Here is a 24,733-nt window from a genome sequence, read left to right as displayed (position 1 = left end):
GACTGACTGCGCCGATGGTACTGCACTCGGGAGGGTGTGGGAGAGTAGGACACCGCCGGACACCTTTTCATCGAGGGTCGTACGAGACCGCCACAGCCGGCAGTCACGTACGACCCTCGACCCATTTATACTTCAATATTTCAATAGCGTATTCCGGGAGGAAACCAATGAACGATCGTGACGAGCGGAACACACCCGCCGATCGAGGACCCCGGAAGCGCTCCGGCGATAATGACCGCCGCGACTTCCGCGACACCAGCGGACGCCGCCAGGACGGAGAGCGTCGCCCCTTCCGCGGCGATCGTGATGATCGCGGCGGGGACCGTCGTTCCTACGGCGGCGACCGTCGTCAGGATGGCGACCGTCGTCCGTTCCGCGGTGATCGTGACGGGGAGCGTCGCTCCTACGGCGGCGACCGTCGCCAGGACGGGGAGCGTCGCTCCTACGGCGGCGACCGTCGTCAGGATGGCGACCGTCGTCCGTTCCGTGGAGATCGTGATGATCGTGGCGGCGAGCGTCGTTCCTTCGGGGGTGACCGTCGTCAGGATGGTGACCGTCGTCCGTTCCGCGGTGATCGTGATGATCGTGGCGGGGACCGTCGTTCCTTCGGGGGTGACCGTCGTCAGGATGGTGACCGTCGTCCGTTCCGTGGCGATCGTGATGATCGTGGCGGGGACCGTCGTTCCTTCGGGGGTGACCGTCGTCAGGATGGCGAGCGTCGTCCGTTCCGAGGTGATCGTGATGATCGTGGCGGCGAGCGTCGTTCCTACGGGGGTGACCGTCGTCAGGATGGTGACCGTCGTCCGTTCCGTGGCGACCGTGATGATCGTGGCGGGGACCGTCGTTCCTTCGGGGGTGACCGTCGTCAGGATGGTGACCGTCGTCCGTTCCGCGGTGATCGTGATGGAGAGCGTCGCTCCTACGGCGGGGACCGCCGTCAGGACGGGGACCGTCGTTCGTACGGTGGTGACCGCCGCCAGGATGGCGAGCGTCGTCCGTTCCGCGGCGATCGTGATGATCGTGGCGGCGACCGTCGCTCCTACGGGGGTGACCGTCGCCAGGACGGCGATCGTCGTCCGTTCCGTGGCGATCGCGAGCAGCAGGGCGGCGAACGACGTGCATACCGTGGGGATCGTGACGACCGGGGCGGAGACCGCCGCTCGTTTGCCGGGGATCGCGGCCCTCGTCGGAGCTTTGACGATCGTGGCGATCGAGGACCCCAGGGTCGTGGCGGCACGCGCGGCGGCGGCCGGAGCGACCGCGGAGGGAGCGACCGCGAGTACACCGAGGCGGAGCGGCTCCAGCACGAGCTGCGCCCCGTGCGCGCTGAGCATAACGACCCGATCCTCCCCGAAGACATTCAGGCCAAGGATCTGCATCCCGCGGCTCGGAACGAGCTGAAGACGCTGCAGGTCGACGTGCAGGATCGCGTGGCGAAGCACCTCGCAATGGTGGCGCTGCTCATCGACGATGATCCCGAGCTCGCGCACCAACACGCGCTATCGGCGAGCCGTCGCGCGGGCCGCATTCCGGTCGCGCGCGAAACCCTCGCGGTGACCGCCTACCGGACCGGGGACTTCGCGCTCGCGTTGCGCGAGCTGCGCACCTACCGGCGCCTGAGCGGCCTCGAGGGGCACGTTGCGCTCATGGTCGATAGCGAGCGCGGTCTCGGCCGTCCCGAGAAGGCGATCGAGACGGGTCTCGCGGTCGACCGCGAGAAGCTCGACACGGAGCAGCGCGTGCACCTCGCGATCGCCATGTCGGGCGCGCGTCTCGACCTGGGCCAGGCGCAGCAGGCGCTGTTCGAGCTCGAGATCCCGGAACTCGATCCGCGCAAGGCGTTCTCCTGGAGCCCCGAACTGTTCGGGGCGTATGCCGCAGTGCTCGAGGATCTCGACCGCGGCGACGAGGCGAATGAGTGGTACGCCCGCGCTGATCAGGCCGCAGCGGCGCTGCAGGAGCACATGGGTGGTCACGATGAGCTTGAGGTCTTTGAGATCCACGAGTCCCCGATCGAGGAGGGGGCCGAGGAAGAGACCGACGAGGATTCCGAGGACGTCACCGTCGAGGATCCGGCCGCCGACGGGGATCAGATCACCGACGCGGATCGGTCGGCGGAGCAGGCGACCGGGGCGGTTGCGCCCGCGGCTGAAGACACCGCAGGTGGGTCGGATGCCCCGGATGTCGCGGCCGATGCTGCACCCGAAGCTCCGGGAGCGTTCGAGGACGAGATCGCGGCCGAGGTCGATGAGCTCCTCGCGGAGGCCGGCATCACCGGATCCGGCGACGACTCCGGCGACGACTCCGGTGCCGAGAGCGATGGCGACGCCGCGGAGACGGGCGTCGACGGCGGCACGGAGGAGGCGCGCTAGTGGCGCTCTTCGGTCGAGGGAAAGGTCGCTTCGGGGACGCCCCGATCGCGGGTCGCGAGCTGCTGCTCGCCGATCTCGACGGGGTCGTCTACCGCGGTCCCGGAGCCATTCCGGGAGCCGTCGAGGAACTCAATCGGGCCGCGGAATCGGTCAGGATCGGGTACCTCACCAACAACGCCTCGCGCACGGATCGCGCGGTGGCCGAGCACCTCAGCGGACTCGGCCTGCGCGCCGGGGCCGACGACGTCGTGACCTCGCCGCAGGCCGCTGTTGCGCTGCTCCGGGAGACCGTTCCCGCCGGTTCGACCGTGCTCGTGATCGGGGGAGATGGGCTCGTTGACGAGCTCGGAAAAGCGGGCTTCGGGGTCACGAGGAGCGCGGAAGACGATCCCGCTGCCGTGGTCCAGGGCTTCGCCCCGGAGGTGGGCTGGGAACAGCTCGCCGAGGCCTCGTTCGCGCTCGCCGAGCGCGCCGACGGCACGCAGCTGCCCTGGATCGCGACGAACACCGACTGGACGATCCCCGTCGCTCGGGGCCTCGCGCCGGGCAACGGCACGCTCGTGTCGGCGGTGCACACCGCCGTGCAGCGGCTTCCGATTTTCGCAGGCAAGCCCGAGACGCCGATCTTCGAGGCCGCATTCGATCGCTTCGGTACCCGGAACGCGCTCATGCTGGGCGACCGCCTCGACACCGATATCAAGGGCGCGCGAGCGGCAGGGATCCCTTCGCTGCACGTCCTCACCGGTGTCGATCGGCCGAAACAGCTGGTCGCGGCATCGCGCGATATGCAGCCGGACTTCATCGTCGCTTCCCTCGCGGAGTTGCACGAGCCGTATCCGGAGACGGAGCGCCTGCGCGGCGACGTCTACCAAGTGGGTTCTGCGCGCGTCGTGATGGAGGGGCATATCGTCCGGGTCGTTGCGGAGGGGGATCAGCCGATCAACCTGCTGCGCGCGGGATGCGCGGCCATCTGGAACTCCGGGCTCGCGATCTACGGGCTCAAGGTCCCCGAGATTCTCTACCGGGATCACTGGAACTGACCCGCCGCTCCCCGTCAGCGTCCGTGTCGGTGGCCGGCGCTAGGCTGGGCACATGAACGATCCACAGCAGTCCCCAGAGCCCACCGGCGCTGCCCCGGTGAGCGATGAGGCGGAGCTGCTGGATCGCGTCGAGCTCATCGAAGCGCAGCCGCTCGCTCAGCGGGCCGCGGGCTTCGAACAGCTCCACGACGAGCTGCTGGCCGAGCTGCAGCGCGGAGACCGCGGTGGCGCCTGAGCGGCGCGAGGTGTGGAACGGTGAGGCGAGTCGGCTCGATCGGGCGCTCGCCGAGCTGGGCCTTGCGCGTTCGCGCAGCCGGGCTGCCGAGCTGATCTCGGAGGGTCGTGTCCGCGTCGACGGGGTCGTCGTCACGAAGCACGGCTATCGGGTGCGCTCAGGGGCGGCGCTCGAGATCGAGGGTGAGGACCACTACGTGGGGCGTGCGGCCCACAAGCTCATCGCCGGACTCGATCGTTTCGCCGTCAACCCCGCGGGACGGCTGGCCCTCGATCTGGGCGCTTCCACCGGGGGCTTCACGCAGGTGCTCCTGGAGCGCGGCGCCGAGGCGGTGCAGGCCATCGACGTCGGGCACGATCAGCTGGCGCCGGAGCTCGCACGCGATGCCCGCGTGCGCCTCGTCGAGGGGCGCAACGCGCGCGATCTCAGTCCCGAGAACCTCGCTGCGGACACCGGGATCGCCGCGGCCCCAAGCCTCGTCGTCGCCGACCTCTCCTTCATCTCGCTGACGCTCGTGCTCCCGGCGATCGCGGCGGTCATCGACCGGGAAGGTGAAGCAGTTCTCCTGATCAAGCCTCAATTCGAGGTCGGTAGGGTGCGCGATGGCGTGGTCACCGATCCGGATCAGTGGCGCGAGGCGATCCTGAAGGTGCTCGCGGCCGCCCGCGAGACCCCGCTCGTCCCCGTGAACCTCGCGGTCTCGCCCGTTGTCGGCGGGACGGGCAACCGCGAGTTCTTGATCCACCTGAGCGCGACCGCTGCCGCTGACGGCGGCGATCCGGCAGAATGGGAACGCCGCATCGCCGAGGTGGTCTCGGCCGATCCCGTGTCGCACGCACACGAGAGCAGAGGGAGGGGGAGCGCCTGATGGTTCCGCACGCCGGGAGTGCCGATCGGAGCATACTGATCATCTCCCACACCCACCGCCCCGAGGCGATTGCCGCAACGCTCGAGACCGCCGTCGCGCTCGAGCACGCTGGCGTCACCCCGGTCATGCACGGGGACGACCTGGCCGAGTTCGCGCCGCACCTCGCCGCCCGGCGCATCTCCGAGCTCGGGGCAGACGTCCCTGCCGCCGCGCTCGAGGCGGCGATCGTGCTCGGAGGGGACGGCACGATCCTGCGCGCCGCGGAACTCCTCCGCGGCACCGAGTGCCCGATCGTCGGGGTCAACCTCGGCCACGTCGGCTTCCTCGCCGAGATGGAGAGCTACGACCTCGACGCCACGATCGAGCGCGTCCTCGCCCGTGATTACACGGTCGAGGAACGGTTCACGATCGACGTCGAAGCGAGTCTCGACGGCGAGATCATCGCGTCCACCTGGGCGCTCAACGAGGCCAGCGTCGAGAAGCGGCGCCGCATGCTCGAGGTCGAGATCGGCATCGACGGCCGCGCCGTATCGAACTTCGCCTGCGACGGCATGGTGATCGCCACGCCAACGGGCTCCACCGCCTATGCCTTCTCGGCGGGCGGACCGGTCATCTGGCCCGGTGTCCAGGCGATGCTCATGGTACCGATCGCCGCGCACGCCCTGTTCAACAGGCCCCTCGTCACCGATGCGCGCTCCGAGCTGAGCGTGCGCATTCTTCCCGAGAACATCGGTCCCGGCGTGCTCTGGTGCGACGGCCGCAGGCGCACGGAGCTCCCGGCTGGCGCACTCGTGCGCGCGCGCCGCTCGCAGAAGTTCGTTCGGCTGGCCCGCCTCAGCGAGGGGCCGTTCTCCGACCGTCTCGTGCGCAAGTTCCACCTGCCGGTCTCCGGCTGGCGCGGCTCCCGTCCCGTCGGCGAGGAGATCTCGTGATCGAGGAACTGCGGATCCGCGACCTCGGCGTCATCGTCGACTCGACGCTTCCCCTCGGGCCCGGATTCACCGCGATCACCGGCGAGACCGGCGCGGGAAAGACGATGGTCGTGAGCGCCCTCGGTCTCCTCATGGGCGAGCGCAGCGACGCCGGTGCCGTCCGCTCGGGGGCTGCCCAGGCGCGCGTCAACGGCATCATTCGCACCGACGACGCTGAGGTGCGCGAACTCGTCGAGGAGATCGGCGGCGAGATCGAAGACGAAGAACTGATCCTGAACCGGACCGTGAGCTCCGAGGGCAGGTCCCGGGCTTCTGTCGGCGGGGCGAGCGCCCCGGTCGGAAGCCTCGGCCGCCTCGCCGATCACCTCTTTGCCGTGCACGGCCAGTCGGAACAGCTGAGGCTCCGCTCCCAGGCCGCCCAGCGCGAGACGCTCGACCGCTTCGGGGGCGGAGAACTTGCCGAGGTCCTGGGGAAGTACCGCAGCGCGCATCGCGAGCGGCAGCGGCTCTCGGCCGAGGTCGAAGCGCTCACCGCGGCCAAGGAGGAACGCGCGGCAGAAGCCGCCCGGCTGCGGCAGGAACTCGAGGAGATCGCGGAGGTCGATCCGCAATCGGGTGAGGAAGTTGAGCTCAGCCGCCGAATCGATGTGCTGAGCAATGTCGAGGCACTGCGCTCGGCGAGTTCGCTCGCGCACGAGGCCCTTGTGAGCGATTCCGACGATCCGATGGCCCGCGACGCCACGAGCCTCGTCGACAGCGCGGCCCGCGAGGTGGAACGGGTCGCGGATCACGATCAGCGGCTCGCCGCGGTGCTCGAGACCCTGCAGGGTGCGAGCCTGCAGCTGTCCGACGCCGCCCGCGAGCTCGCGGCCTACGCCGCCGACCTCGACGAGGAAGGGCCGGGCGAGCTCGCGCGAGCGAACGCCCGCCTCGCCGACCTCACCGCGCTGTTCCGCCTGTACGGGGCCGACAGCGACGAGGTGATCGCCTCCGCCGAGCGCTCAGCGATCCGGCTCGCAGAACTCGACGGCGACGACGATCGCATCGAGGGCCTTGCCGAGCAACTTGCCGCAGAAACCGCGCGTGAACAGGAGCTCGCTGCGCGGGTGACGGCGCTCCGCACCGCGGCTGCGGAACGGCTGTCCGAACTCGTGACGATCGAACTCCGGCAGCTCGCGCTTCCGGACGCCAACTTCGTCGCGCGCGTGTCGCCGCTCGACCAGCTCGGCTCGGCGGGTGGCGACGAGGTGCAGCTCCTCCTCGCCCCGCATCCCGGCGCGCAGCCTCGCCCCATCGCGAAGAGCGCGTCCGGCGGCGAGCTGTCGCGCGTGATGCTCGCGCTCGAGGTCGTTGTCGCCGGCGTCGATCCCGTTCCGACCTTCGTCTTCGACGAGGTCGACGCTGGCGTCGGCGGCGCAGCCGCGATCGAGATCGGCCGCCGCCTCGGACGTCTTGCCCGCACCTCGCAGGTCATCGTCGTCACGCACCTCGCGCAGGTCGCGGCCTTCGCGAACAACCACCTGCAGATCGTGAAGGACTCGGCGGGAGGTTTCACCGAGAGCAGCTGCCGCCGCCTCGACGGCGACGATCGCCTCGCCGAGATGGCCCGCCTCCTCTCCGGCCTGAGCGACTCGGAGAGCGCGCTCGAGCACGCAGCCGAGCTCCTCGCGCTCCGCGACGCCGCCTGAATCTGGCAGTCGGATCCGGCCGGGGTGAATCCCCCGGGTGCCGGCTGCCCGCGGGCTTTCCTCCCTGATCCGGCAGCGAATCGACGGCGAGCCGCGGGAGCAGCTCCACCGATGTCGGCGGGCGGTGCTACTCTCCGAACATGAAAAAGATCTTCGGGCGCGGCCGATCCACGAGCGAGCGAGCCGCGACGCGTCCTGAAACCACGGGCGAGACCGCGAAGCCCCGCCCGCCCGCAGTGGTCCTGCACGCCGATATCGAGCAGATGGACGCGGACACGCGCGAGATGTACCGCGACGCCTACGAGGCCGCGCAAGACGCGCAGGAGGAGCGCGAACACGACCGCACGAAGCAGTTCGTGGTCAAGGGCCCCTTCCAGCTCGGCTTCACGGTCACGCTGGGTGTGCTCGTCGCGATCCTCGTCGGCGGGATCATCGGGCAGCTCAGCACGATCATCATGTACGTCGCCGCGGCCTTGTTCGTCGCGCTCGGCCTCGATCCCGTGGTGCGCTGGCTGGAGCGCAAGCACATCAAGCGGGGGCTCGGCATCGCGATCGTGTTCGGCGGGTTCGTGATCGTGATCGGGGTCATCCTCGGCATCCTCATCCCGATGATCGCCAACCAGATCACGCTCCTCGTCAAGAGCGCGCCCGCCCTCATCAACGACATCAGCAACCAGGGCTGGTTCGACGACCTGCAGCACCGCTTCGGCAACTTCGTCAATCTCGACGAGCTCCTGAAGACCGGCCAGGACTTCATCACGAACCCGCAGAACATCGCGCAGGTCGCCGGCGGCGTCTGGCAGGCCGGCATCGGTATCGCGAACGGCCTCACCTCCGCGCTGATCATCCTGATCCTCACCCTGTACTTCCTCGCCTCGCTGCGCACGATCAAGCGGGCGTTCTACATGCTCGTGCCGCGTTCCGGCCGTGCGAAGGTGATGGACATCACGGAGCAGGTCACCAAGTCGGTCGGTGGGTATGTGAGCGGCATGGTGACGCTCGCCTTCATCAACGCCGTCCTCGGCTTCATCATGATGTCGATCATCGGGGTCCCGTTCGCCGGCCTGGTCGCCGTCGGCGTGTTCCTGCTCGCGCTCATCCCGCTCGTCGGTTCGCTCATGGCGACGGTCCTCGTCGCGAGCGTGGCGCTCTTCAACTCGCCGCTCACGGCCATCATCGCGGCCGCGTACTACCTGATCTACATGCAGATCGAGGCCTACGTGCTGACGCCGCGCATCATGAACCGCGTGGTGTCGGTGCCCGGGGCGCTCGTCGTCATCGGAGCCCTCGCTGGCGGCACCCTGCTCGGCCTCCTCGGCGCGCTCATCGCGATCCCGGTCACGGCCGGAATCCTCATGATCGTCAAGCAGGTGTGGGTGCCCCGGCAGGAGCAGCGGTAGCCGCTCGGCGAGCGTCCGTTCGCCGAGAGCGGGATCGGTGGACCGATCCCGCTCGGGACCAATATTTTCCGCCGTCAACTGATAGGATCGAAGCCCGTGGGAACAGAGCAGCGCGCGGAACACGAGAAGACGACCAAGCACATCTTCGTGACAGGGGGTGTCGTCTCCTCTCTCGGTAAGGGCCTCACGGCCGCGAGCCTCGGAAACCTGCTCACCGCGCGCGGTCTGCGCGTGGTGATGCAGAAGCTGGATCCGTATCTGAACGTTGATCCGGGCACCATGAACCCGTTCCAGCACGGCGAGGTCTTCGTCACGGACGACGGCGCCGAGACGGATCTCGACATCGGCCACTACGAGCGGTTCCTCGGCATCGAACTGTCGCAGGCCGCGAACGTCACGACCGGCCAGATCTACTCGACCGTCATCGCCAAGGAGCGCCGCGGCGAGTACCTCGGCGACACGGTCCAGGTCATCCCGCACATCACGAACGAGATCAAGCGCCGCATGCGCCTCCAGTCGGAGGAGGAGCCGCGCCCCGACGTGATCATCACGGAGGTCGGCGGTACCGTCGGCGACATCGAGTCGCAGCCGTTCCTCGAGTCGGCCCGCCAGGTCCGCCACGAGCTCGGCCGCAACAACGTGTTCTTCGTGCACGTCTCCCTCGTGCCCTTCATGGGCGCCTCGGGCGAGCAGAAGACCAAGCCGACCCAGCACTCCGTCGCCGCGCTCCGCTCCATCGGCATCCAGCCCGACGCGCTCGTGCTCCGCAGCGATCGCCCGGTCACGGAGGACAACCTCCGCAAGATCGCCCTCATGTGCGATGTCGAGGAGAGCGCGGTCGTCAACGCGATCGACGTGCCCAGCATCTACGATCTGCCCCGCCTCCTCAACGATCAGGGCCTCGACCGGATCATCGTCGAGAACCTCGGCCTCGCCGAGCGCTCGAACGACGTCGACTGGACGGGCTGGCAGCCCGTGCTCGACGCGGTGCACCACCCGAAGGGCGAGGTCACGCTCGCGCTCGTCGGCAAGTACATCGACCTGCCCGACGCCTACCTCTCCGTCACCGAGGCGCTCCGCGCCGGCGGCTTCGCCCACTCCACGAAGGTGAACATCAAGTGGGTTCCGTCGGACGACTGCGAGACGCCCGAGGGCGCCCGCGAGGCGCTCGCCGACGTCGACGGCATCTGCGTTCCCGGCGGCTTCGGCATCCGCGGCATCGAGGGCAAGCTCGGCGCGCTCCGCTTCGCCCGCGAGAACGGGATCCCCACGCTCGGCCTCTGCCTCGGCCTGCAGTGCATGGTCATCGAGTACGCGCGCAACGTCGCCGGCCTCGAGGGCGCTTCCTCCACCGAGTTCGACCCCGAGACCCCGGTCCCGGTCATCGCGACGATGGCCGAGCAGGTCGACATCATCGACGGCGGCGACCTCGGCGGCACGATGCGCCTCGGTCTCTACGAGGCGGCGCTCGCCGAGGGGTCGCTCGCCGAGCGCCTCTACGGCGCGCCCGTCGCGAGCGAGCGCCACCGCCACCGCTACGAGGTCAACAACCGCTACCGCGAGCAGATCGCGGCGGCCGGTCTCTCGTTCTCGGGGACCAGCCCCGACGGCTCGCTCGTCGAGTACGTCGAGCTCCCCGGTGACGTGCACCCGTTCTACATCGCCACGCAGGCGCATCCCGAGCTCCGCTCGCGCCCCGGCAAGCCGCACCCGCTGTTCGCGGGCCTCGTGGACGCCGCGATCGATCGTCGCGAGGCGCAGCGCCTTTTCGAGGTCGAGAGCGGTGAGTAACCACCCCGTCGCGGGCGGTGTCGGCGAGGGGCTCCTCGCCGACGAACCCGCCGCGGTGCGGATCCTCGACAGCGCGCTCCTCGCGGAGGGCGCCGTCTGGGACGTGCGGCGCGACCGCTTCGAGTTCGGCGGCGGCGAGCTCGTGCGGGACTACCTCGACCACACCGGGGCCGTCGCGATCCTCGCCCTCGATGACTCGGGCAAGGTGCTCGTGATCAGGCAGTATCGCCACGCGATCGGGGAGCGCGACTGGGAGATCCCCGCCGGGCTCATGGACGCGCCCGGCGAGTCCGGCCTTGCGGCCGCACGTCGCGAGCTCGCTGAGGAAGCGGACCTCGCCGCTGCGCGCTGGGACCTGCTCAGCGACCTGTTCCTCTCGCCGGGCGGCACGAGCGAGGCGATGCGGATCTTCCTCGCCCGCGACCTCACCCCGACCGGCACCGCGTTCGAGCGCACCGAGGAGGAGGCCGAGCTCGTGCCCCGCTGGGTGCCGCTCGAGGAACTCGTCGACGCCGTGCTCGCGGGCCGCGTCAAGAACGCGGTCACCGCGAACGCCGCCCTCGCGGCGCTCGTCGCGCGCGATCGCGGCTGGGCGACGCTGCGCGACCCGGAAACCCCGTGGACCGCACGGGAGAACGCGCGGGGCGAACGGTCTCGCTGATGGCCGCGACGCCCCGCAGTGCCGGCCTCGCCCCAGCGGCGGGGTCGGAGCGCTTTCTCCGTCACGTCGCCATCGAGCTCGGTCTCTCGCCGCACAGCCAGGCCGCCTACCGCCGAGACCTCGCCGCCTACGCGGAATGGCTCGCTGAACAGGGCATCGCGGATCTCGCTTCGGTGACGCCGCGCACGCTTTCCGACTACGTCGCCGCGCTCGGATCCCCGAGCGGCGACCGGCCCCCGCTCGCTCCGGCGTCGATCACCCGCAGGCTGTCGACGGTCCGCGGCCTGCACCGCTTCCTCTTCGAGGAGGGCGCGCTGGATTCGAACGCCGCTGGCGGGGTGCGCACGCCGAAGCGGGCGCAACGGCTGCCCAAGGCGCTCCCCGTCGAGGACGTCGAGGCGCTGCTCGCCGCAGCGGGAGGCGAGGGCGACGCCGCCGATCCCGTTGCGCTCCGTGACCGGGCATTCCTCGAGCTCCTGTACGCGAGTGGCGCGCGCGTGAGCGAGGCAACGGCGCTCGACGTCGACGATCTCCTCGCGGCACCCGGTCGCGGCGATGCCTGGGGCGATCCGGTCGCGGCGCTCGGGGAGGGCGGATTCCTGCGGGTGACCGGCAAGGGGGCGAAGCAGCGGATCGTGCCGTACGGCAGCTACGCGGGGCGCGCGCTCGCCGCCTACCTCGTGCGGGCGCGCCCGGGGATGGTCGAGCGGGGGAGCGGAACGCCGGCACTCTTCGTGGGTCCGCGGGGCGGCCGGATGTCTCGGCAGAGCGCGTGGCTCGTGATCCGGTCCGCCGCCGAGCGGGCCGGGATCCGCGCCGAGGTGTCGCCCCACACGCTGCGGCACTCGTTCGCCACGCATCTCCTCGCGGGGGGCGCGGACGTGCGGACCGTGCAGGAGCTGCTCGGGCACGCCTCCGTGACGACGACGCAGATCTACACCCAGGTCACCGCGGATACGCTGCGGGAGCACTATCTGCAGGCCCATCCGCGCGCCCGCGCGGCGCGATAGGATGGGGCGTTAGCGGATCCACGCGTGAGGAGGGCCCTGGGTATGGCGAAGAATCAGGTCGAGCTGGGGCCGACCGGGCGACCCGAACGGATCATCCCGGCGCCCCCGAAGCTCGACCGGCACGGTCCCGCGCGCATCATCGCGATGTGCAATCAGAAGGGCGGCGTCGGCAAGACGACGAGCACGATCAATCTCGCGGCAGCGCTCGCGCGTTACGGCCGCCGCGTGCTGGCCGTCGACTTCGATCCGCAGGGGGCGCTGTCCGCCGGCCTCGGGGTGCCGGCGCATGACGTGCCGACCATCTACGACCTCATGCTCGGCAAGGTGAAGGATCCCCGCGAGGCGATCCAGCGCACCGACACCAAGGATCTCGACCTCATCCCGGCGAACATCGACCTGTCCGCTGCCGAGGTGCACCTCGTGACCGAGGTTGCCCGCGAGCAGATCCTCGCCGGGGTACTCCGCAAGGTTGCTGGCGAGTACGACGTGATCCTCATCGACTGCCAGCCGTCCCTCGGCCTGCTCACCGTGAACGCGCTGACCGCGAGCCACGGCGTGCTGATCCCGCTCGCCTGCGAGTACTTCGCGCTGCGCGGTGTCGCCCTGCTCGTCGAGACCGTCGACAAGGTGCGGGATCGCCTCAACCCCGCCCTCGAACTCGACGGCATTCTCGCCACCATGTACGACTCGCGCACGCTGCACGCCCGGGAGGTGCTCGAGCGCGTCGTCGACACCTTCGGCGACAAGGTATTCGACACCGTGATCGGCCGGACCGTCAAGCTTCCCGACGCGCAGATCGCGGCGAAGCCGATCCTGGACTACGCGCCGTCGAACGCCGCGTCCGAGGCGTATCTGAAGCTCGCGCGCGAGCTGGTCCAGCGGGGCATCGTCGCCTAGAGGCCCTGATGAACGCGCTCGACACGGAACCGGAGCCGGGCGTCGCCGACGCGGCCGGCGGGATCGGCGCGCCCGGAGAACCGCAGGCGATGGGTGACGGCGACGACTTCCGCGTCACTCTCGAAGTGTTCGACGGGCCGTTCGACCTGCTGCTGAACCTCATCGGCAAGCACGAGCTCGACATCACCGAGGTGTCGTTGAGCCTGGTCACGGACGAGTTCATCGCCTATCTCGCCTCGCTCGAGGGGCAGGGGCTCGTCGAGCTGGATCGGGCATCGGAGTTCCTGGTGGTCGCGGCGACGCTGCTCGACCTGAAGATCGCGAGCCTGCTCCCGCAGGGCGAGGTCGTCGACGCCGAGGACATCGCCCTGCTCGAAGCGCGCGATCTGCTGTTCGCGCGTCTGCTGCAGTACCGCGCGTTCAAGCAGGCCAGCGCCTGGTTTCGGGAACGGCTCGAGGCGGAGGGCGCGCGGCACCCGCGGCTCGTTCCTCTCGACCAGAAGTATCGCCAGGCGGGGCCCGAACTCGTCTGGACGCTGTCCGCCGCCGACTTCGCGGCGATCGCGACCCTCGCGTTCGCGCCGCGCGAGCTGCCGACCGTGGGGCTCGATCATCTGCACGCGCCGCTCGTGTCGATTCGAGAACAGGCGGCGATCGTGGTCGCGCTGCTCCGCACCGACGGTGCCCGCAGCTTCCGTGAGCTCGTGGCCGGCGTCGAGGAGCGCGGCGTCGTCGTGGCGCGGTTCCTCGCGATCCTCGAGCTCTACCGACGCTCAGCGGTGACCTTCGAGCAGGCCGAGCCGCTCGGCGAACTGCACGTGCAGTGGACGGGCGACAGCTGGTCGGACGACGAACTCGCAACTCTGGGGAATGACTATGACTGAATTCGATCAGGACGCGGACACGCTGGACGCGACCGTCGAAGACACGGCGACGGCCGGTGCGGAGGCGGGGCACGAGTCGCCGGAGGCTCCGGTCTCGCCCGAGGCCGCCGCGCTCGCTCGCGCGCGCGCCGAGCACTCGCTCGAGCAGCAGCTCGAGGCGCTGCTCATCGTCGCGGACGAGCCGCTCAGCGCGGTGACGCTCGCGACCGCGACGGATCGGCCGGTCGCCGAGGTGCGGCGGGCGCTTGCGCGCCTCGTCGCTGACTTCGACGGCGCGGGCGGAGCCGACGGAGCCGACGACCCGCAGCGCGCGGGCGATGCAGATTCTTCCGGGCGCTCCGGCTCCCCTCGCGGCTTCGAGCTCCGCGAGGTCGCGGGCGGCTATCGCTTCTACGTGCGCGAGTCGCTCGACCCGGTCGTCGCGGATTTCGTGCAGCAGCAGTCGCCCTCGCGGCTGTCTCAGGCGGCGCTCGAGACGCTCTCGGTGATCGCGTACCGGCAGCCGATCTCTCGCGGGGCGATCGCCTCGATCCGCGCGGTGAACGTCGACTCGGTCGTGCGCACGCTCCTCGGCCGCGGCCTGGTGACCGAGGTCGGTCACGATCCCGAGACTGGTGCGACGCTCTACGGCACCTCGGACGCGCTGCTCGGGTACCTCGGGATCGGGGACATCTCCGAGCTCCCGCCCATTTCGCCGCTCCTCGATGACGGCTCGGAAGGATTCGAACATGAGCAGCTCTAACGGCGGCCTCGGCGGGGAGTTCTCCGTCGACGGCGAGTCGATCGAGGTCGATTTCGCGGCGTATGGCTGGGACCCCGCGGCGCGCGGCGGATCCGGATCAGGAGCCGGGTCCGGGGCGGACGCTTCGCCCGAGGACGACGGCACGGTCCGCCTGCAGAAGGCGCTCGCGCACGCGGGCGTCGCCTCGCGGCGCGCCTGCGAGTCCCTGATCACGGGCGGTCGGGTGACCGTCAATGGGCGGGTGCAGCGCGAGCTCGGCAGCCGCATCGATCCGGCGACGGACGACGTGCGCGTGGACGGGGTCGTGGTGCAGCTCGACGTGTCGAAGCGCTACTTCGTGCTCAACAAGCCGCGCGGCGTCGTGTCCACGATGAGCGACGAGAACGGCCGCCCGGATCTCCGCGAATTCACCGATCAGATCGATGATCGCCTCTACAACGTTGGCCGGCTCGACACCGACACGAGCGGGCTGCTCATCCTCACGAACGACGGCGAGCTCGCCCACAAGCTCGCTCACCCGAGCTTCGGCGTCATGAAGACGTATGTTGCGAAGGTGCGCGGGCGCGTGACGCCGCAGACGATCCAGCGTCTCAAGGACGGCGTCGAACTCAAGGACGGCCCGATCGCCGCCGATCGGGCGAAGATTCTGCCCGGCGGGGCTGGCGCCTCGCACTCGCTCGTCGAGCTCACCCTCCACTCGGGCAAGAACCGGATCGTGCGGCGCATGCTCGCAGAGGTGGGGCATCCGGTGGAGGAGCTGGTCAGGCGGCAATTCGGGCCGCTGCATCTCGGGTCGCTGCGCACCGGCGAGATGCGCGAGCTGTCCTCCGCCGAGCGCGGGGCGCTGCTGTCCGCGGCCGAGGACGGGGCGAACGGCGGAGCCCAGCGCAAGCCGAGGTCCGGCGGCGCGGCCGGGGCCAAGAAGCGCCGGTCCGATCAGGGCGTTACGGCGGGCCGGCCGGGGGACGGGAAGGGCGCGCGCGGCATGCGCGGCATCGCCGCCCGGGGCAACCCGCACGGCCGCGGCGGCCCGCACGGCCGCGGCGGCAAGAAGGACGAACGATGACCGGAATCCCCGGTGGGCGCAGCACGAACGGAACAACAGAGATGAACGAGACCGAACGCCAGAGCCTCGCGGCGCGCAGTCGCGGGCCGGTGCACGTGATTGGCGCCGGCCTCCTCGGAGCGAGCGTCGGCCTCGGCCTGCGCGAGCGGGGCGTGGAGGTCACCCTCGAGGACCAGTCGCCCACGACGGTCGCGCTCGCCGCCGATTACGGGGCCGGACGCGTCCGCACCGCCGAGGATCCGCAGCCGGCGCTCGTGGTCGTGGCGACCCCGCCTGACGTGATCGCCGACGCCGTTGAGCGCGCGCTCGCCGCCTACCCGGAGTCCGTCGTCACGGACGTGGCCAGCGTGAAGCTCGCGCCGTACGCAGAACTGCTGCGCCGCGGGGTGGATCTCACCCGCTACGTCGGTTCTCACCCCATGGCGGGGCGCGAGCGCGGCGGCGCGATCATGGCGCGCGCAGACCTGTTCGTGGGTCGCCCGTGGGTGATCTGCCGCGACGGTGACACCCCGGCCGAGGCCCTCGCCCTGGTGGAGGCCGTCGCGCTCGACCTCGGCGGCGTCCTCACCGAGATGACCCCCGAGGAGCACGACCGCGCGGTCGGCCTGGTGTCGCATCTGCCGCAGGTGGTCTCGAGCCTGCTCGCGGCGAGGCTCGTGCCCGCCCCCGAGCAGTCGCTCGGCCTCGCGGGCGCGGGTCTGCGGGACACGACGCGGATCGCGTCGAGCGACCCGGCGCTGTGGATGCAGATCCTCGGCGCGAACCGGGTGCCCGTCGTCGAGTTCCTTGACGCCTTCGCCTCGGACGTCACGGACTTCGCCGACGCGCTCCGCGACCCGGAGCAGCAGGGCGCGCGTCGCCGGATCGCGGACCTGCTCGCGGCAGGAAACGGGGGCGTCTCCCGGATCCCTGGCAAGCACGGATCGTCGGAGCGCTTCGCCTCGATCCAGGTGCTCGTGGACGATACTCCCGGTCAGCTCGCGCGGCTCCTCACCGAACTCGGAGAGCTGGGCATTAACATGGAAGACTTGCGCCTCGAGCACTCGCCGGGCGCGCAGATCGGTTTCGCGGAGATCGCGGTGCTGCCCGAGGTGGCGGAGCGCGCGGTCGCCGATCTCGTCGAGCGCGGATGGAGGACGCTGTGAGTGAGAACGCCGGTGCTCAGGCACCCCTGCTCGTCGCGATCGACGGACCCGCCGGGAGCGGGAAGTCGAGCGTGTCCCGCGCGGCGGCCGAGCGGCTCGGGTTCGGGATCCTCGACACGGGGGCCGCGTATCGCGCGCTCGCGTGGGCGGCGCTCGAGACTGGAACCGACCTCGACGATCCCGCAGCGGTCGAGGGGCTCATGAATCTGTGGGCATACGACATCACCCTTCAGGGTGAGCAGCGGGTCACGGTCGGGCTCGTCGGTGCCTCACCCATCGACGTCACCCCCGCGATCCGGGAGCACTCGGTGAGCGGTCAGGTGAGCCGGGTCTCCAAGCACCCGGCTGTGCGGGAACGGCTCAACGCGATGTTCCTCGACATCGTCGCCGGATCCGGGCTCCCCGGAGTCGTGATCGAGGGCCGAGACATCACCACGGTCGTCGCCCCCGACGCACCCGTCCGTATCCTCATGACGGCCTCGCCCGAGATCCGGGCCACCCGTCGGGCAGGGGAACTGCCCGGAATGACGCACGCGCAGGTCCTCGCCGATATCGAGGCCCGCGACGCGAAGGACGCGCTCGTCGTGGACTTCCTGAACCCCGCACCCGGGGTGACGCTCGTCGACACGAGCGATCTTGACTTCGAGCAGTCGGTGCAGGCTGTGATCGACATCGTACGAGCGGTGCAGGGCGCCGCGGAAAAGAGCTGATCATGAGTAATGAACAGAACAACGGGACCGGATCGGCCGAGGAGGCCGAGGTCGAGGTCCTCGGCGCCGGAGCCGCGTTCACCGAGGGGCTCGAGGTCGAGGACGCCGAGGGCGCCGACACCGCAGAGGACCCGTTCGCGAGCGCAGGGGCGGACGCCGACGGTGTGATCGTCGGTGAGGGCTTCGACGAGGCGCTCGCCGCAGAGGGCGTCACCGATGAGGAGCGCCTGCGCGCCATGCGCTCGAATCTTCAGGGCTTCGACCTGGAGGAGGACGACATCGCGATCATCGGAGAGGACGGGGAGTTCCTCGGCTTCTCCGAGCCGGTCGCTGAGGCGCTTCCGGTCGTCGCGATCGTGGGCCGCCCGAACGTCGGAAAGTCCGCGCTCGTGAACCGCATCCTGGGCCGCCGCGAGGCCGTCGTCGAGGACCTCCCGGGTGTCACCCGCGACCGGGTGAGCTACGCGGCCGACTGGAACGGCACCCGCTTCACCCTCGTCGACACCGGCGGGTGGGAGCCCGATGCGAAGGGTATCGACGCCTCGGTAGCGCTGCAGGCCGAGGTCGCGATCGAGCTCTGCGACGTCGTCATGTTCGTCGTCGATTCGCGCGTCGGCCCGACCGCGACCGACGAGCGGGTCGTGCAGCTCCTCCGCCGCACCAACAAGCCCGTCTTCCTCGTCGCGAACAAGGTCGACGACGCGGTTCTCGATCCCGAGGCCGCGCAGCTGTGGTCGCTCGGCCTGGGTGAGCCGCACGCCGTCTCCGCGCTGCACGGCCGCGGCGTCGCCGACCTGCTCGATCAGGTGATCGAGGTGCTTCCCGAGGAGTCCGCCGTCGCGCAGCCGAAGCTTGCTGGCCCGCGCCGCGTCGCGATCCTCGGCCGCCCGAACGTCGGCAAGTCGAGCCTCCTGAACAAGGCCGCTGGCGAGGAGCGCGTCGTCGTCAACGACCTCGCGGGCACGACCCGCGATCCGGTCGATGAGCAGGTCGAAATCGCCGGTCGCGTGTGGACCTTCGTCGACACGGCCGGTATCCGCCGCCGCGTGCACCTGCAGAAGGGCGCCGACTTCTACGCCTCGCTCCGCACCGCGGCCGCCCTCGAAAAGGCCGAGGTCGCCGTCGTGCTGATCGACGTCACGCAGGAGATCAGCGATCAGGATCTCAGGATCATCGACCTCGTGCTCGAGTCGGGCCGCGCGCTCGTGCTCGCCTTCAACAAGTGGGACCTCCTCGACGACGAGCGCCGCCGCTACCTCGAGCGCGAGATCGAGAAGGATCTGGCCCACGTGGACTGGGCGCCGCGCGTCAACATCTCCGCGCGCACCGGCCGCCACCTCGAGAAGCTCGTGCCGGCGCTCGAGACCGCGCTCGAGTCGTGGGACACCCGCATTCCGACGGGCAAGTTCAACGCGTTCCTCGCCGAACTCGTGCAGGAGCACCCGCACCCGCTCCGCGGTGGCAAGCAGCCGAAGGTGCTGTTCGGCACGCAGGTGCAGAACCGCCCGCCCACGTTCGTGCTGTTCGTTTCTGGCTTCCTGGATCCCGGCTACCGCCGCTTCATCCAGCGCCGCCTGCGCGAGACCTACGGCTTCGAGGGCTCGCCCATCGTGCTGAACATGCGCATCCGCGAGCGTCGCCTGCGCCGCTGATCCGGACGCGAATCGCCCCGCCGACTCCTGAGGTCGGCGGGGCGATTCGCGTTTCCCCGTCCCGCGCACCGGCCACCTCTGCGGAACTCCCCAGAAGCGCGTCGCTAGGCTCGGCACCGTGGAGAACGGCGGCGGCGATGGTGAATTCACCCCGCTCGAGCGCGCGATCGATCGGACGGCGAACCGCATCCTGTCGGGCCGTCCAGATCGCGGCCCGCGTGCCGTGCTCATCGAGTGCTGCGTTTTCCTCCTCAAGCAGGCGTGGGCGTGCATCTTCGGAGCGCTCCTGCTCGCCGTCATCGTCGCCGCGCGCCTCTGGTACCCGGACGACGCGCCTCTCGCCCGCAACGATGCCCTGACCATCGCGGCGATCCTGATCCAGATCGGGATGCTTGCGTTCAGGCTCGAATCGGGCCGAGAGCTGTGGGTGATCGTGCTCTTCCACATCACGGGCACCGCGATGGAACTCTTCAAGACCGACGTCGGATCGTGGGCCTACGAGGCCGAGGGCGTGCTCAGGATCGGGGCCGTGCCCCTGTTCAGCGGATTCATGTACGCGGCCGTCGGCTCGTACATGGTTCGCGTGTACCGGCTCCACGATCTGCGCTTCGTCCGCTACCCGCGGGTCTGGGCCACGAGCATTCTCGCCCTGTGCATCTACGCCAACTTCTTCGGGCATCACTACATCTTCGATTTCCGGTGGCTGCTCATCGCCGGGATCGTTGCGCTGTGGTTCCCCACGCTCATGCAGTTCCGGATCTGGCGCGCCACGGTGCGCGTGCCGCTGCTCGCGGTGTTCGCGGGCGTCGCCGCGTTCATCTGGCTCGCGGAGAACATCGCCACCTGGTCGGGCGCGTGGCTCTATCCGGCCCAGCAAGACGGCTGGGAGTTGGTCTCGCCGCAGAAGATCGTCGCCTGGTTCCTGCTCATGATCATCTCGGTGGTGATGGTGACCTGGGTGTATCCGCCGCTGCCGCCGGGGGAGGCGCGGAGCGTGGATCCGGATCGGCGCCGCGGCTTCTGGTCCTGAGGTTGGGCCGGGTCTCGGCGCGACGGCGACGGCGAAGGAACCGGGCCGCGATTCGGCCCCGCGGATCCGCCCCGCCACCCCCCCCCGCACGCACAGAGCCCGGGAGCCCGGACCGTGCAGGTCCAAGCTCCCGGGCTCCTGGTCGCCGATGCCGCTTGCGCGGCGACGGCCGGTTGACCTAGCCGATCATCGCGCTCGAGAACTCGGAACCGAGATCCATGAAGGGCACCGCGAGCAGGCCCATTCCAACGAACAGCACCGAGAAGAGGACCACGATCGCGCTGATCGCGAGCATCGCCGCGTTGAGCCAGACGCCCCAGAGGGCGAGGGCGCGGTCCTTCGTTCCGCGGCGCAGGGCAATGACGCCGAGGGTGAGGCCGACGATCGGGGCGATGAACGTCCACCCGCTCACGACGGACACGATGCCGAGGATGAAGCTCGCGATCGTGAACGTGTGAGTGCGGCCGGCCGGATCGGGCTGGGGGCCGCGGGGCGCGGCCGCCGCGGGTCCGGCGTTCGTGTCGCCGAGAACCGTGGTGGCCTGTTCGGCGGTGGGGGCGTCGGGGGCGAAGCTGGTGGACATTGTGCTCTCCTTTCGAGCGGTGCGCCCGAGCCGGAAGTCCCGATCGGTGCGTGATATGTCCAAGGTACGTTCGCACCATGGTCCCGCGCGTCCTGCCCGGGTATCGAGCCGGTGATACCTGGGTATGAACGCACAGGGTGCAGACCCTTAGGGGTCAATTCCGAACTTTTGGTGCTTAGAGTGACAGGGAATGTAGGCTCTGCTGTTGCTGGCAGCGCAATATTGTCATTCTGATGTTTAGATTGGCGCAAAAGGAAGCAGAAAGGCAACGAGTGCCATGCATGCGTTATCTGGAGGGAAGAAAGGTCTAAGGAGGCTGCTCTCCTCCGAAACTAATATCTCCGATCTGATATTTTTCCTCAGCGAACAGGATTCTCGTCCCTGGCGTGAAATCATAGGGTTTGTGCCCACTTCGGTCGAACGTGAAGCGTCAGCAGCGTTCAACCGGGCCGATTTGAAGCTGGATAACGGTAGACAAACAGCTTTGATAGAGGTTAAGCTCGGGCACTTTCTCAGTTCAAAACAGAAAGCGGCCTACGAGTCACTGACTGAGGAAGTCTCCCTCCACCTTGCGGCACTATCCCCTGACAAGGCGCGACTAGGGGCATCCGATGTGCGATGGCAATTCCATGGTTTGACTGAGCTCTTTGCACTTTGGGGGACCTCCGAGTCGAATGAGCTTGCACAAGCACTCAGCGCCGCAATCGTGGAGGTGCTTTGCGAGTGGGAGAGGGAAATATCCGGGGTTTTCTGCGATAGGACTCTAGAGGCCTGGAAGCCAATGTCTTTTGTGACTGAGAAGTTCATGACTCGAGTGATCGCTCGGCGAATGGCGGCCATCTTGCAAGAGAAGGGACTATATTCGGCGGCGACAGTGACGTCAGGAGGCGGCCGGGCGATACTTGAAGGCTGGGAACCAGTCCGTGGTTGCACAATTGATCGTGCATTCATCGCTGAAATGCGATGGGCAGAAGGATCCTCGACTGGGGAGTTTCGATTTGGAGTCGATTTTGACCCTGCGGAAGGTGAAGTCGAGGATGAAGAAATTCGACGGAGTTCGATCGACCTCGCAATAAGTATGGACCCGATCATTCGTTCAAGGTCACTTATTGCGCACCTTGAGGAAAGCAAGCCCGAGCTTTCGAAGCTCATTTTCCCGAACCGAAGGGATAGGCCAGAACCCAAAGGTAGCTGGGAGGAGATAGTGCGCCACGGATTCGAAGGAGTCAAGCTTCCAGATGGGAAGAAGAGCAACAGAAATCAGATCACTCCTGCCTTCTTTGGAGACAGAGCCCTGCGACACGAGGCTTCAGTTCACGTTGATTTTTCGCGTGCATCTGCTGAGGACGTGACGGATCTAATTGAATCTACGCTTAATTTCTTGCGGCTGAATCAGCCGTAGTTCTCAACCGGATTGTCGAGATTCCGGCCGGGAGTTCAGCCGGAATCCGCGACTCTCCGATGCGCAGATCAGTGCGCTCCCTCCGAAATGTCCGTCCCCTTCGGGGTGAGGAAGAACGTGGTCGCGGCGACGGCGAACATCAGGATCGCGCCCACCAGGCCAGCCCACTGCATCGCGTGCGTGAACGCGACACCGGCCGAGGAGATGACCTCGGGCAGCCCCTGCTCGTTCGCGATCGCGACGGCCGCGCCGAGCGACTCCTGCGAGCGCTGTGCGAGCTCGGGGGAGCTCGCGGAGAGCTTCTCGAAGGCCGCGGTCGCCGCGAATTCCTGCCGGAACTGGACGGCCGCGATGCTGCCGAGCACGGCGACGCCGAGCAGCGCACCGATCTCGTACGACGTCTCCTCGAGCGCGCCGGCGTTACCCGCGCGCTCTTCCGGCGATCCGGACATGATCATCGCGGATCCGATCGCGAGCGATCCGGTGCCGGCGCCCACGAGCAGCAGCGCGGTGATCACGGTCGCGGTGTGCAGGGTGCCCGGCTGGACGCCGATCACGAGCATGCCGATGCCGCCGAGCACGAGCCCGCCCGCCTGCACGGCGCGCGCCCCGATGAGCCTCGCGAGCGGCGGGGCCGCGAGCGAGGAGATGGCGCCCATGATCGCGACGGGGAACATGCGGATGCCTGCCTCGAACGGCGTCGCGCCGTCGACGAGCTGCATCCACTGCGCGATCAGGAGCATTGCCGCGATCATCGCGAAGGTCGAGCCGAGGGCAGCGATGATGCCCGCGGAGAAGACGCGGCTCTCGAACAGCTTGAGATCGAGCAGCGGATGATCGCTGCGGACGCAGCGGACCACGAACCAGGCGAGTAGCGCGGCGCCGATGAAGAACGCGACGAGCGCCTCGGGTACGAACAGGCTCGCGTGCTTGCCGAAGATCTTGATCGCCCACACGACCAGCGTCATTCCCGCGAGCGAGAGCGCGGCTGCGAGCACGTCGAGCGGGCCCGGCTTCGCGACGCGGGACTCCGAGATGATGAAGAGGGCCGCGATCACGGCGCCGAACATGAGCGGAACGTTCACGAGGAACGCCGCGTGCCAGGAGAAGAACTCGAGCAGGAGGCCGCCCACGAGCGGGCCGACCGCCGCGCCGAGGCTGGACACGGCCGCCCAGATGCTGAGCGCCGTCGCCCGCTCCTTCGGGTTCGTGAAGATGATCCTGATCAGGGAAAGGGTAACCGGCATGATCATCGCGCCGCCGACGCCGAGCATCGCGCGGATCGCGATCACCATCTCCGCGCTGTTCGCGAAGAACACGAGTAGCGACGCCCCGCCGAAGATGAGGTAGCCCAGCATGAGCATGCGCTTGCGACCCCAGCGATCCGCGACCGCTGCGAAGGTGACGAGGAGTCCAGCGAGCACCAGGGAGTACACGTCGACGATCCACAACTGCTGATCCGAGGTGGGGTTGAGCTCCGCGGCCAGCGCGGGGAGGGCGATGTTGAGGATCGTCATGTCCATCGTGATCACCAGCAGGCTCGCCGAGAGCACGGCGAGCGCCGCCCAGCGTCGGGCCTTGCTCATGGGGCCCGGCTGCGGCAGCGCGATGGGATGGGTGGAGGACATGGGGTGCCTTTCTGATGCTGGGGTGATGGGTGAGGGTGATGGGTGAAACCGGGGGCGCAGAGCGGGTGAGTGAGGGTGAGCCGCTGATCGCGGTGGGGAGCGGGCGGCTCCGATTCGGATCGGATCGGAGCAATGTGATCCGATCGTGCGGTGGGGCCGACGGGTCCGCCGCCGGCGGGCACGGAGTTGGCCTGGGGTGGCCGGGGGAGTCGAGTGTTCGGTGGGTGGATGCGGTGTGGTGGCGGTGGCGCGTCCGTGCGGTGCCGCCGGGATCCGGGTCTCGCAGCGATCCGGATCAGGATCCAGATCGGGCTCCGGGGTCCTCGAGCGGAATCGGCATCTCGACCAGGGCTCTAAGTGTTCGTGTGATGTCGGCGACGGGGATCGGCCCGCCGCTCAGCCCCGCGTTGATCGCGGCGCCGTCGAGGTACAGCGCGATCGCCGTGGCGCGCGCGCGTCCGATGTGGGCGGCGAGCATCTCGATGAGCCGATTGGTCCAGCGAAGGGCCAGCTCGTTGAGCCGCGGATCGGTGACCGCCGTGGTGAGGAGAGCGATGTCCGAAAGGACCGCGCGGCGGTCCGAGAGAAAGTCGATCGCCTCGGCGAGCGCGACCTCCGGCCGCTCGTGGATCAGGGCAATTGCCGGTTCCATGCGAGCCAGGGAGAGTTCGATCTCGTCGGCGAGCACCTGCAGCGCCGAGTCCCTGAGCTCGTCGATCGATGCGAAGTACTGCGTCGTGGAGCCGAGCGGTACGCCGGCGCGCGCGGCGACGGCCCGGTGCGTGAGGGCGGCGGCGCCGCTCTCGACGATGAGCTCCGTTGCGGCCTCGAGGATGGCGCGGCGACGCCCCTCGGGGTCCCGCTTGCGCGGTGCGGCCGGCTCGGCGAGCATCGGAGTCTCCTGTGCGGTGCGATCGTGTTCGCGGGCTCCGATCGCCGGGTGCGGCGGCCGGGCCCGTGATGTACATCTGTACATGTACATTTGTACATCACCGGA

General features: G+C 69.0%; 22 protein-coding genes and 1 pseudogene. 19 read left to right on the top strand and 4 right to left on the bottom strand.

The window, feature by feature from the left end; translation table 11 throughout:
• Positions 1-140: 140 nt before the first annotated feature.
• Positions 141-1,334 (bottom strand): hypothetical protein, encoded by a 1,194-nt coding sequence (locus JD292_RS12045; RefSeq protein ID WP_200132989.1) that lies wholly within the window; start codon positions 1,332-1,334, stop codon positions 141-143.
• Here JD292_RS12045 and JD292_RS12040 point away from each other — a divergent pair.
• From JD292_RS12040 to JD292_RS11960, 18 genes and pseudogenes are all read left to right on the top strand, one after another.
• A complete protein-coding gene (locus tag JD292_RS12040) occupies positions 1,320-2,372 on the top strand; it encodes a hypothetical protein (RefSeq protein WP_200132988.1) in 1,053 nt (350 codons plus the stop codon). The two genes, JD292_RS12045 and JD292_RS12040, sit on opposite strands and share 15 nt — an antisense overlap.
• Positions 2,372-3,412: an HAD-IIA family hydrolase gene (locus tag JD292_RS12035; RefSeq protein WP_200132987.1), complete on the top strand. Its 1,041-nt coding sequence runs from the start codon at positions 2,372-2,374 to the stop codon at positions 3,410-3,412. Before JD292_RS12040 ends, JD292_RS12035 begins: the two co-directional genes overlap by 1 nt.
• Before the next feature lie 52 nt (positions 3,413-3,464).
• Positions 3,465-3,647 (top strand): hypothetical protein, encoded by a 183-nt coding sequence (locus JD292_RS12290; protein ID WP_233614176.1) that lies wholly within the window; start codon positions 3,465-3,467, stop codon positions 3,645-3,647.
• Positions 3,637-4,515: a TlyA family RNA methyltransferase gene (locus JD292_RS12030; protein WP_369411247.1), complete on the top strand. Its 879-nt coding sequence runs from the start codon at positions 3,637-3,639 to the stop codon at positions 4,513-4,515. The genes JD292_RS12290 and JD292_RS12030 overlap by 11 nt, the downstream gene beginning before the upstream one ends.
• Positions 4,515-5,447: an NAD kinase gene (locus tag JD292_RS12025; RefSeq protein ID WP_200132985.1), complete on the top strand. Its 933-nt coding sequence runs from the start codon at positions 4,515-4,517 to the stop codon at positions 5,445-5,447. The genes JD292_RS12030 and JD292_RS12025 overlap by 1 nt, the downstream gene beginning before the upstream one ends.
• Positions 5,444-7,135: a DNA repair protein RecN gene (gene recN / locus JD292_RS12020; RefSeq protein WP_200132984.1), complete on the top strand. Its 1,692-nt coding sequence runs from the start codon at positions 5,444-5,446 to the stop codon at positions 7,133-7,135. The genes JD292_RS12025 and recN overlap by 4 nt, the downstream gene beginning before the upstream one ends.
• A 140-nt stretch (positions 7,136-7,275) precedes the next feature.
• Positions 7,276-8,535 carry an AI-2E family transporter gene (locus JD292_RS12015; RefSeq protein WP_200132983.1) on the top strand — a complete coding sequence of 420 codons (1,260 nt, stop codon included), beginning with the start codon at positions 7,276-7,278 and terminating at the stop codon, positions 8,533-8,535.
• A gap of 96 nt (positions 8,536-8,631) precedes the next feature.
• A complete protein-coding gene (gene pyrG / locus JD292_RS12010; RefSeq protein WP_200132982.1) occupies positions 8,632-10,326 on the top strand; it encodes a CTP synthase in 1,695 nt (564 codons plus the stop codon).
• On the top strand, positions 10,319-10,987 hold the full coding sequence (locus JD292_RS12005) for an NUDIX domain-containing protein (protein ID WP_200132981.1): 669 nt from the start codon (positions 10,319-10,321) through the stop codon (positions 10,985-10,987). Before pyrG ends, JD292_RS12005 begins: the two co-directional genes overlap by 8 nt.
• A complete protein-coding gene (locus JD292_RS12000; protein WP_200132980.1) occupies positions 10,987-11,997 on the top strand; it encodes a site-specific tyrosine recombinase XerD in 1,011 nt (336 codons plus the stop codon). Before JD292_RS12005 ends, JD292_RS12000 begins: the two co-directional genes overlap by 1 nt.
• Positions 11,998-12,039: 42 nt before the next feature.
• On the top strand, positions 12,040-12,894 hold the full coding sequence (locus JD292_RS11995; protein WP_200132979.1) for a ParA family protein: 855 nt from the start codon (positions 12,040-12,042) through the stop codon (positions 12,892-12,894).
• Between the two features lie 8 nt (positions 12,895-12,902).
• On the top strand, positions 12,903-13,778 hold the full coding sequence (locus JD292_RS11990) for a segregation and condensation protein A (protein ID WP_200132978.1): 876 nt from the start codon (positions 12,903-12,905) through the stop codon (positions 13,776-13,778).
• A complete protein-coding gene (gene scpB / locus JD292_RS11985) occupies positions 13,771-14,520 on the top strand; it encodes an SMC-Scp complex subunit ScpB (protein ID WP_200132977.1) in 750 nt (249 codons plus the stop codon). Before JD292_RS11990 ends, scpB begins: the two co-directional genes overlap by 8 nt.
• Positions 14,521-14,671: 151 nt before the next feature.
• Positions 14,672-15,385: pseudogene (locus JD292_RS11980) on the top strand (pseudouridine synthase); the annotation flags it as partial.
• Between the two features lie 242 nt (positions 15,386-15,627).
• The gene (locus JD292_RS11975; protein WP_200132975.1) at positions 15,628-16,731 is read left to right on the top strand and encodes a prephenate dehydrogenase; all 1,104 of its coding nucleotides are present in this window, start codon (positions 15,628-15,630) and stop codon (positions 16,729-16,731) included.
• Positions 16,716-17,441 carry a (d)CMP kinase gene (gene cmk, locus JD292_RS11970; RefSeq protein ID WP_200132974.1) on the top strand — a complete coding sequence of 242 codons (726 nt, stop codon included), beginning with the start codon at positions 16,716-16,718 and terminating at the stop codon, positions 17,439-17,441. The genes JD292_RS11975 and cmk overlap by 16 nt, the downstream gene beginning before the upstream one ends.
• Positions 17,442-17,677: 236 nt before the next feature.
• Entirely contained in the window at positions 17,678-19,093 is a 1,416-nt protein-coding gene (der, locus tag JD292_RS11965; protein WP_200133016.1) for a ribosome biogenesis GTPase Der, read from the top strand.
• A gap of 118 nt (positions 19,094-19,211) precedes the next feature.
• Positions 19,212-20,123 carry a DUF817 domain-containing protein gene (locus JD292_RS11960; protein WP_200132973.1) on the top strand — a complete coding sequence of 304 codons (912 nt, stop codon included), beginning with the start codon at positions 19,212-19,214 and terminating at the stop codon, positions 20,121-20,123.
• Between the two features lie 178 nt (positions 20,124-20,301).
• Here JD292_RS11960 and JD292_RS11955 read toward each other — a convergent pair whose 3' ends face one another.
• A complete protein-coding gene (locus JD292_RS11955; protein ID WP_200132972.1) occupies positions 20,302-20,706 on the bottom strand; it encodes a DUF4190 domain-containing protein in 405 nt (134 codons plus the stop codon).
• Positions 20,707-20,983: 277 nt separating this feature from the next.
• Between JD292_RS11955 and JD292_RS11950 the strand changes: the two genes are divergently transcribed.
• Positions 20,984-22,108, top strand: coding sequence for a hypothetical protein (locus JD292_RS11950; RefSeq protein ID WP_200132971.1), 1,125 nt, complete (start codon positions 20,984-20,986; stop codon positions 22,106-22,108).
• Positions 22,109-22,176: 68 nt separating this feature from the next.
• On the opposite strand, the gene JD292_RS11945 is transcribed toward JD292_RS11950, so the two are convergent.
• Positions 22,177-23,736: an MFS transporter gene (locus tag JD292_RS11945; RefSeq protein ID WP_200132970.1), complete on the bottom strand. Its 1,560-nt coding sequence runs from the start codon at positions 23,734-23,736 to the stop codon at positions 22,177-22,179.
• A gap of 295 nt (positions 23,737-24,031) precedes the next feature.
• Complete coding sequence (locus JD292_RS11940) at positions 24,032-24,628, bottom strand: TetR/AcrR family transcriptional regulator (RefSeq protein WP_200132969.1); 597 nt, start codon at positions 24,626-24,628, stop codon at positions 24,032-24,034.
• Positions 24,629-24,733: the final 105 nt, after the last annotated feature.

Source organism: Leucobacter edaphi (genome assembly GCF_016522535.1).
Classification (GTDB): Bacteria; Actinomycetota; Actinomycetes; order Actinomycetales; family Microbacteriaceae; genus Leucobacter; species Leucobacter edaphi.
The sequence above is the reverse complement of the archived record's forward strand: the minus strand, read 5'-3'. Positions and strand labels throughout refer to the sequence as shown.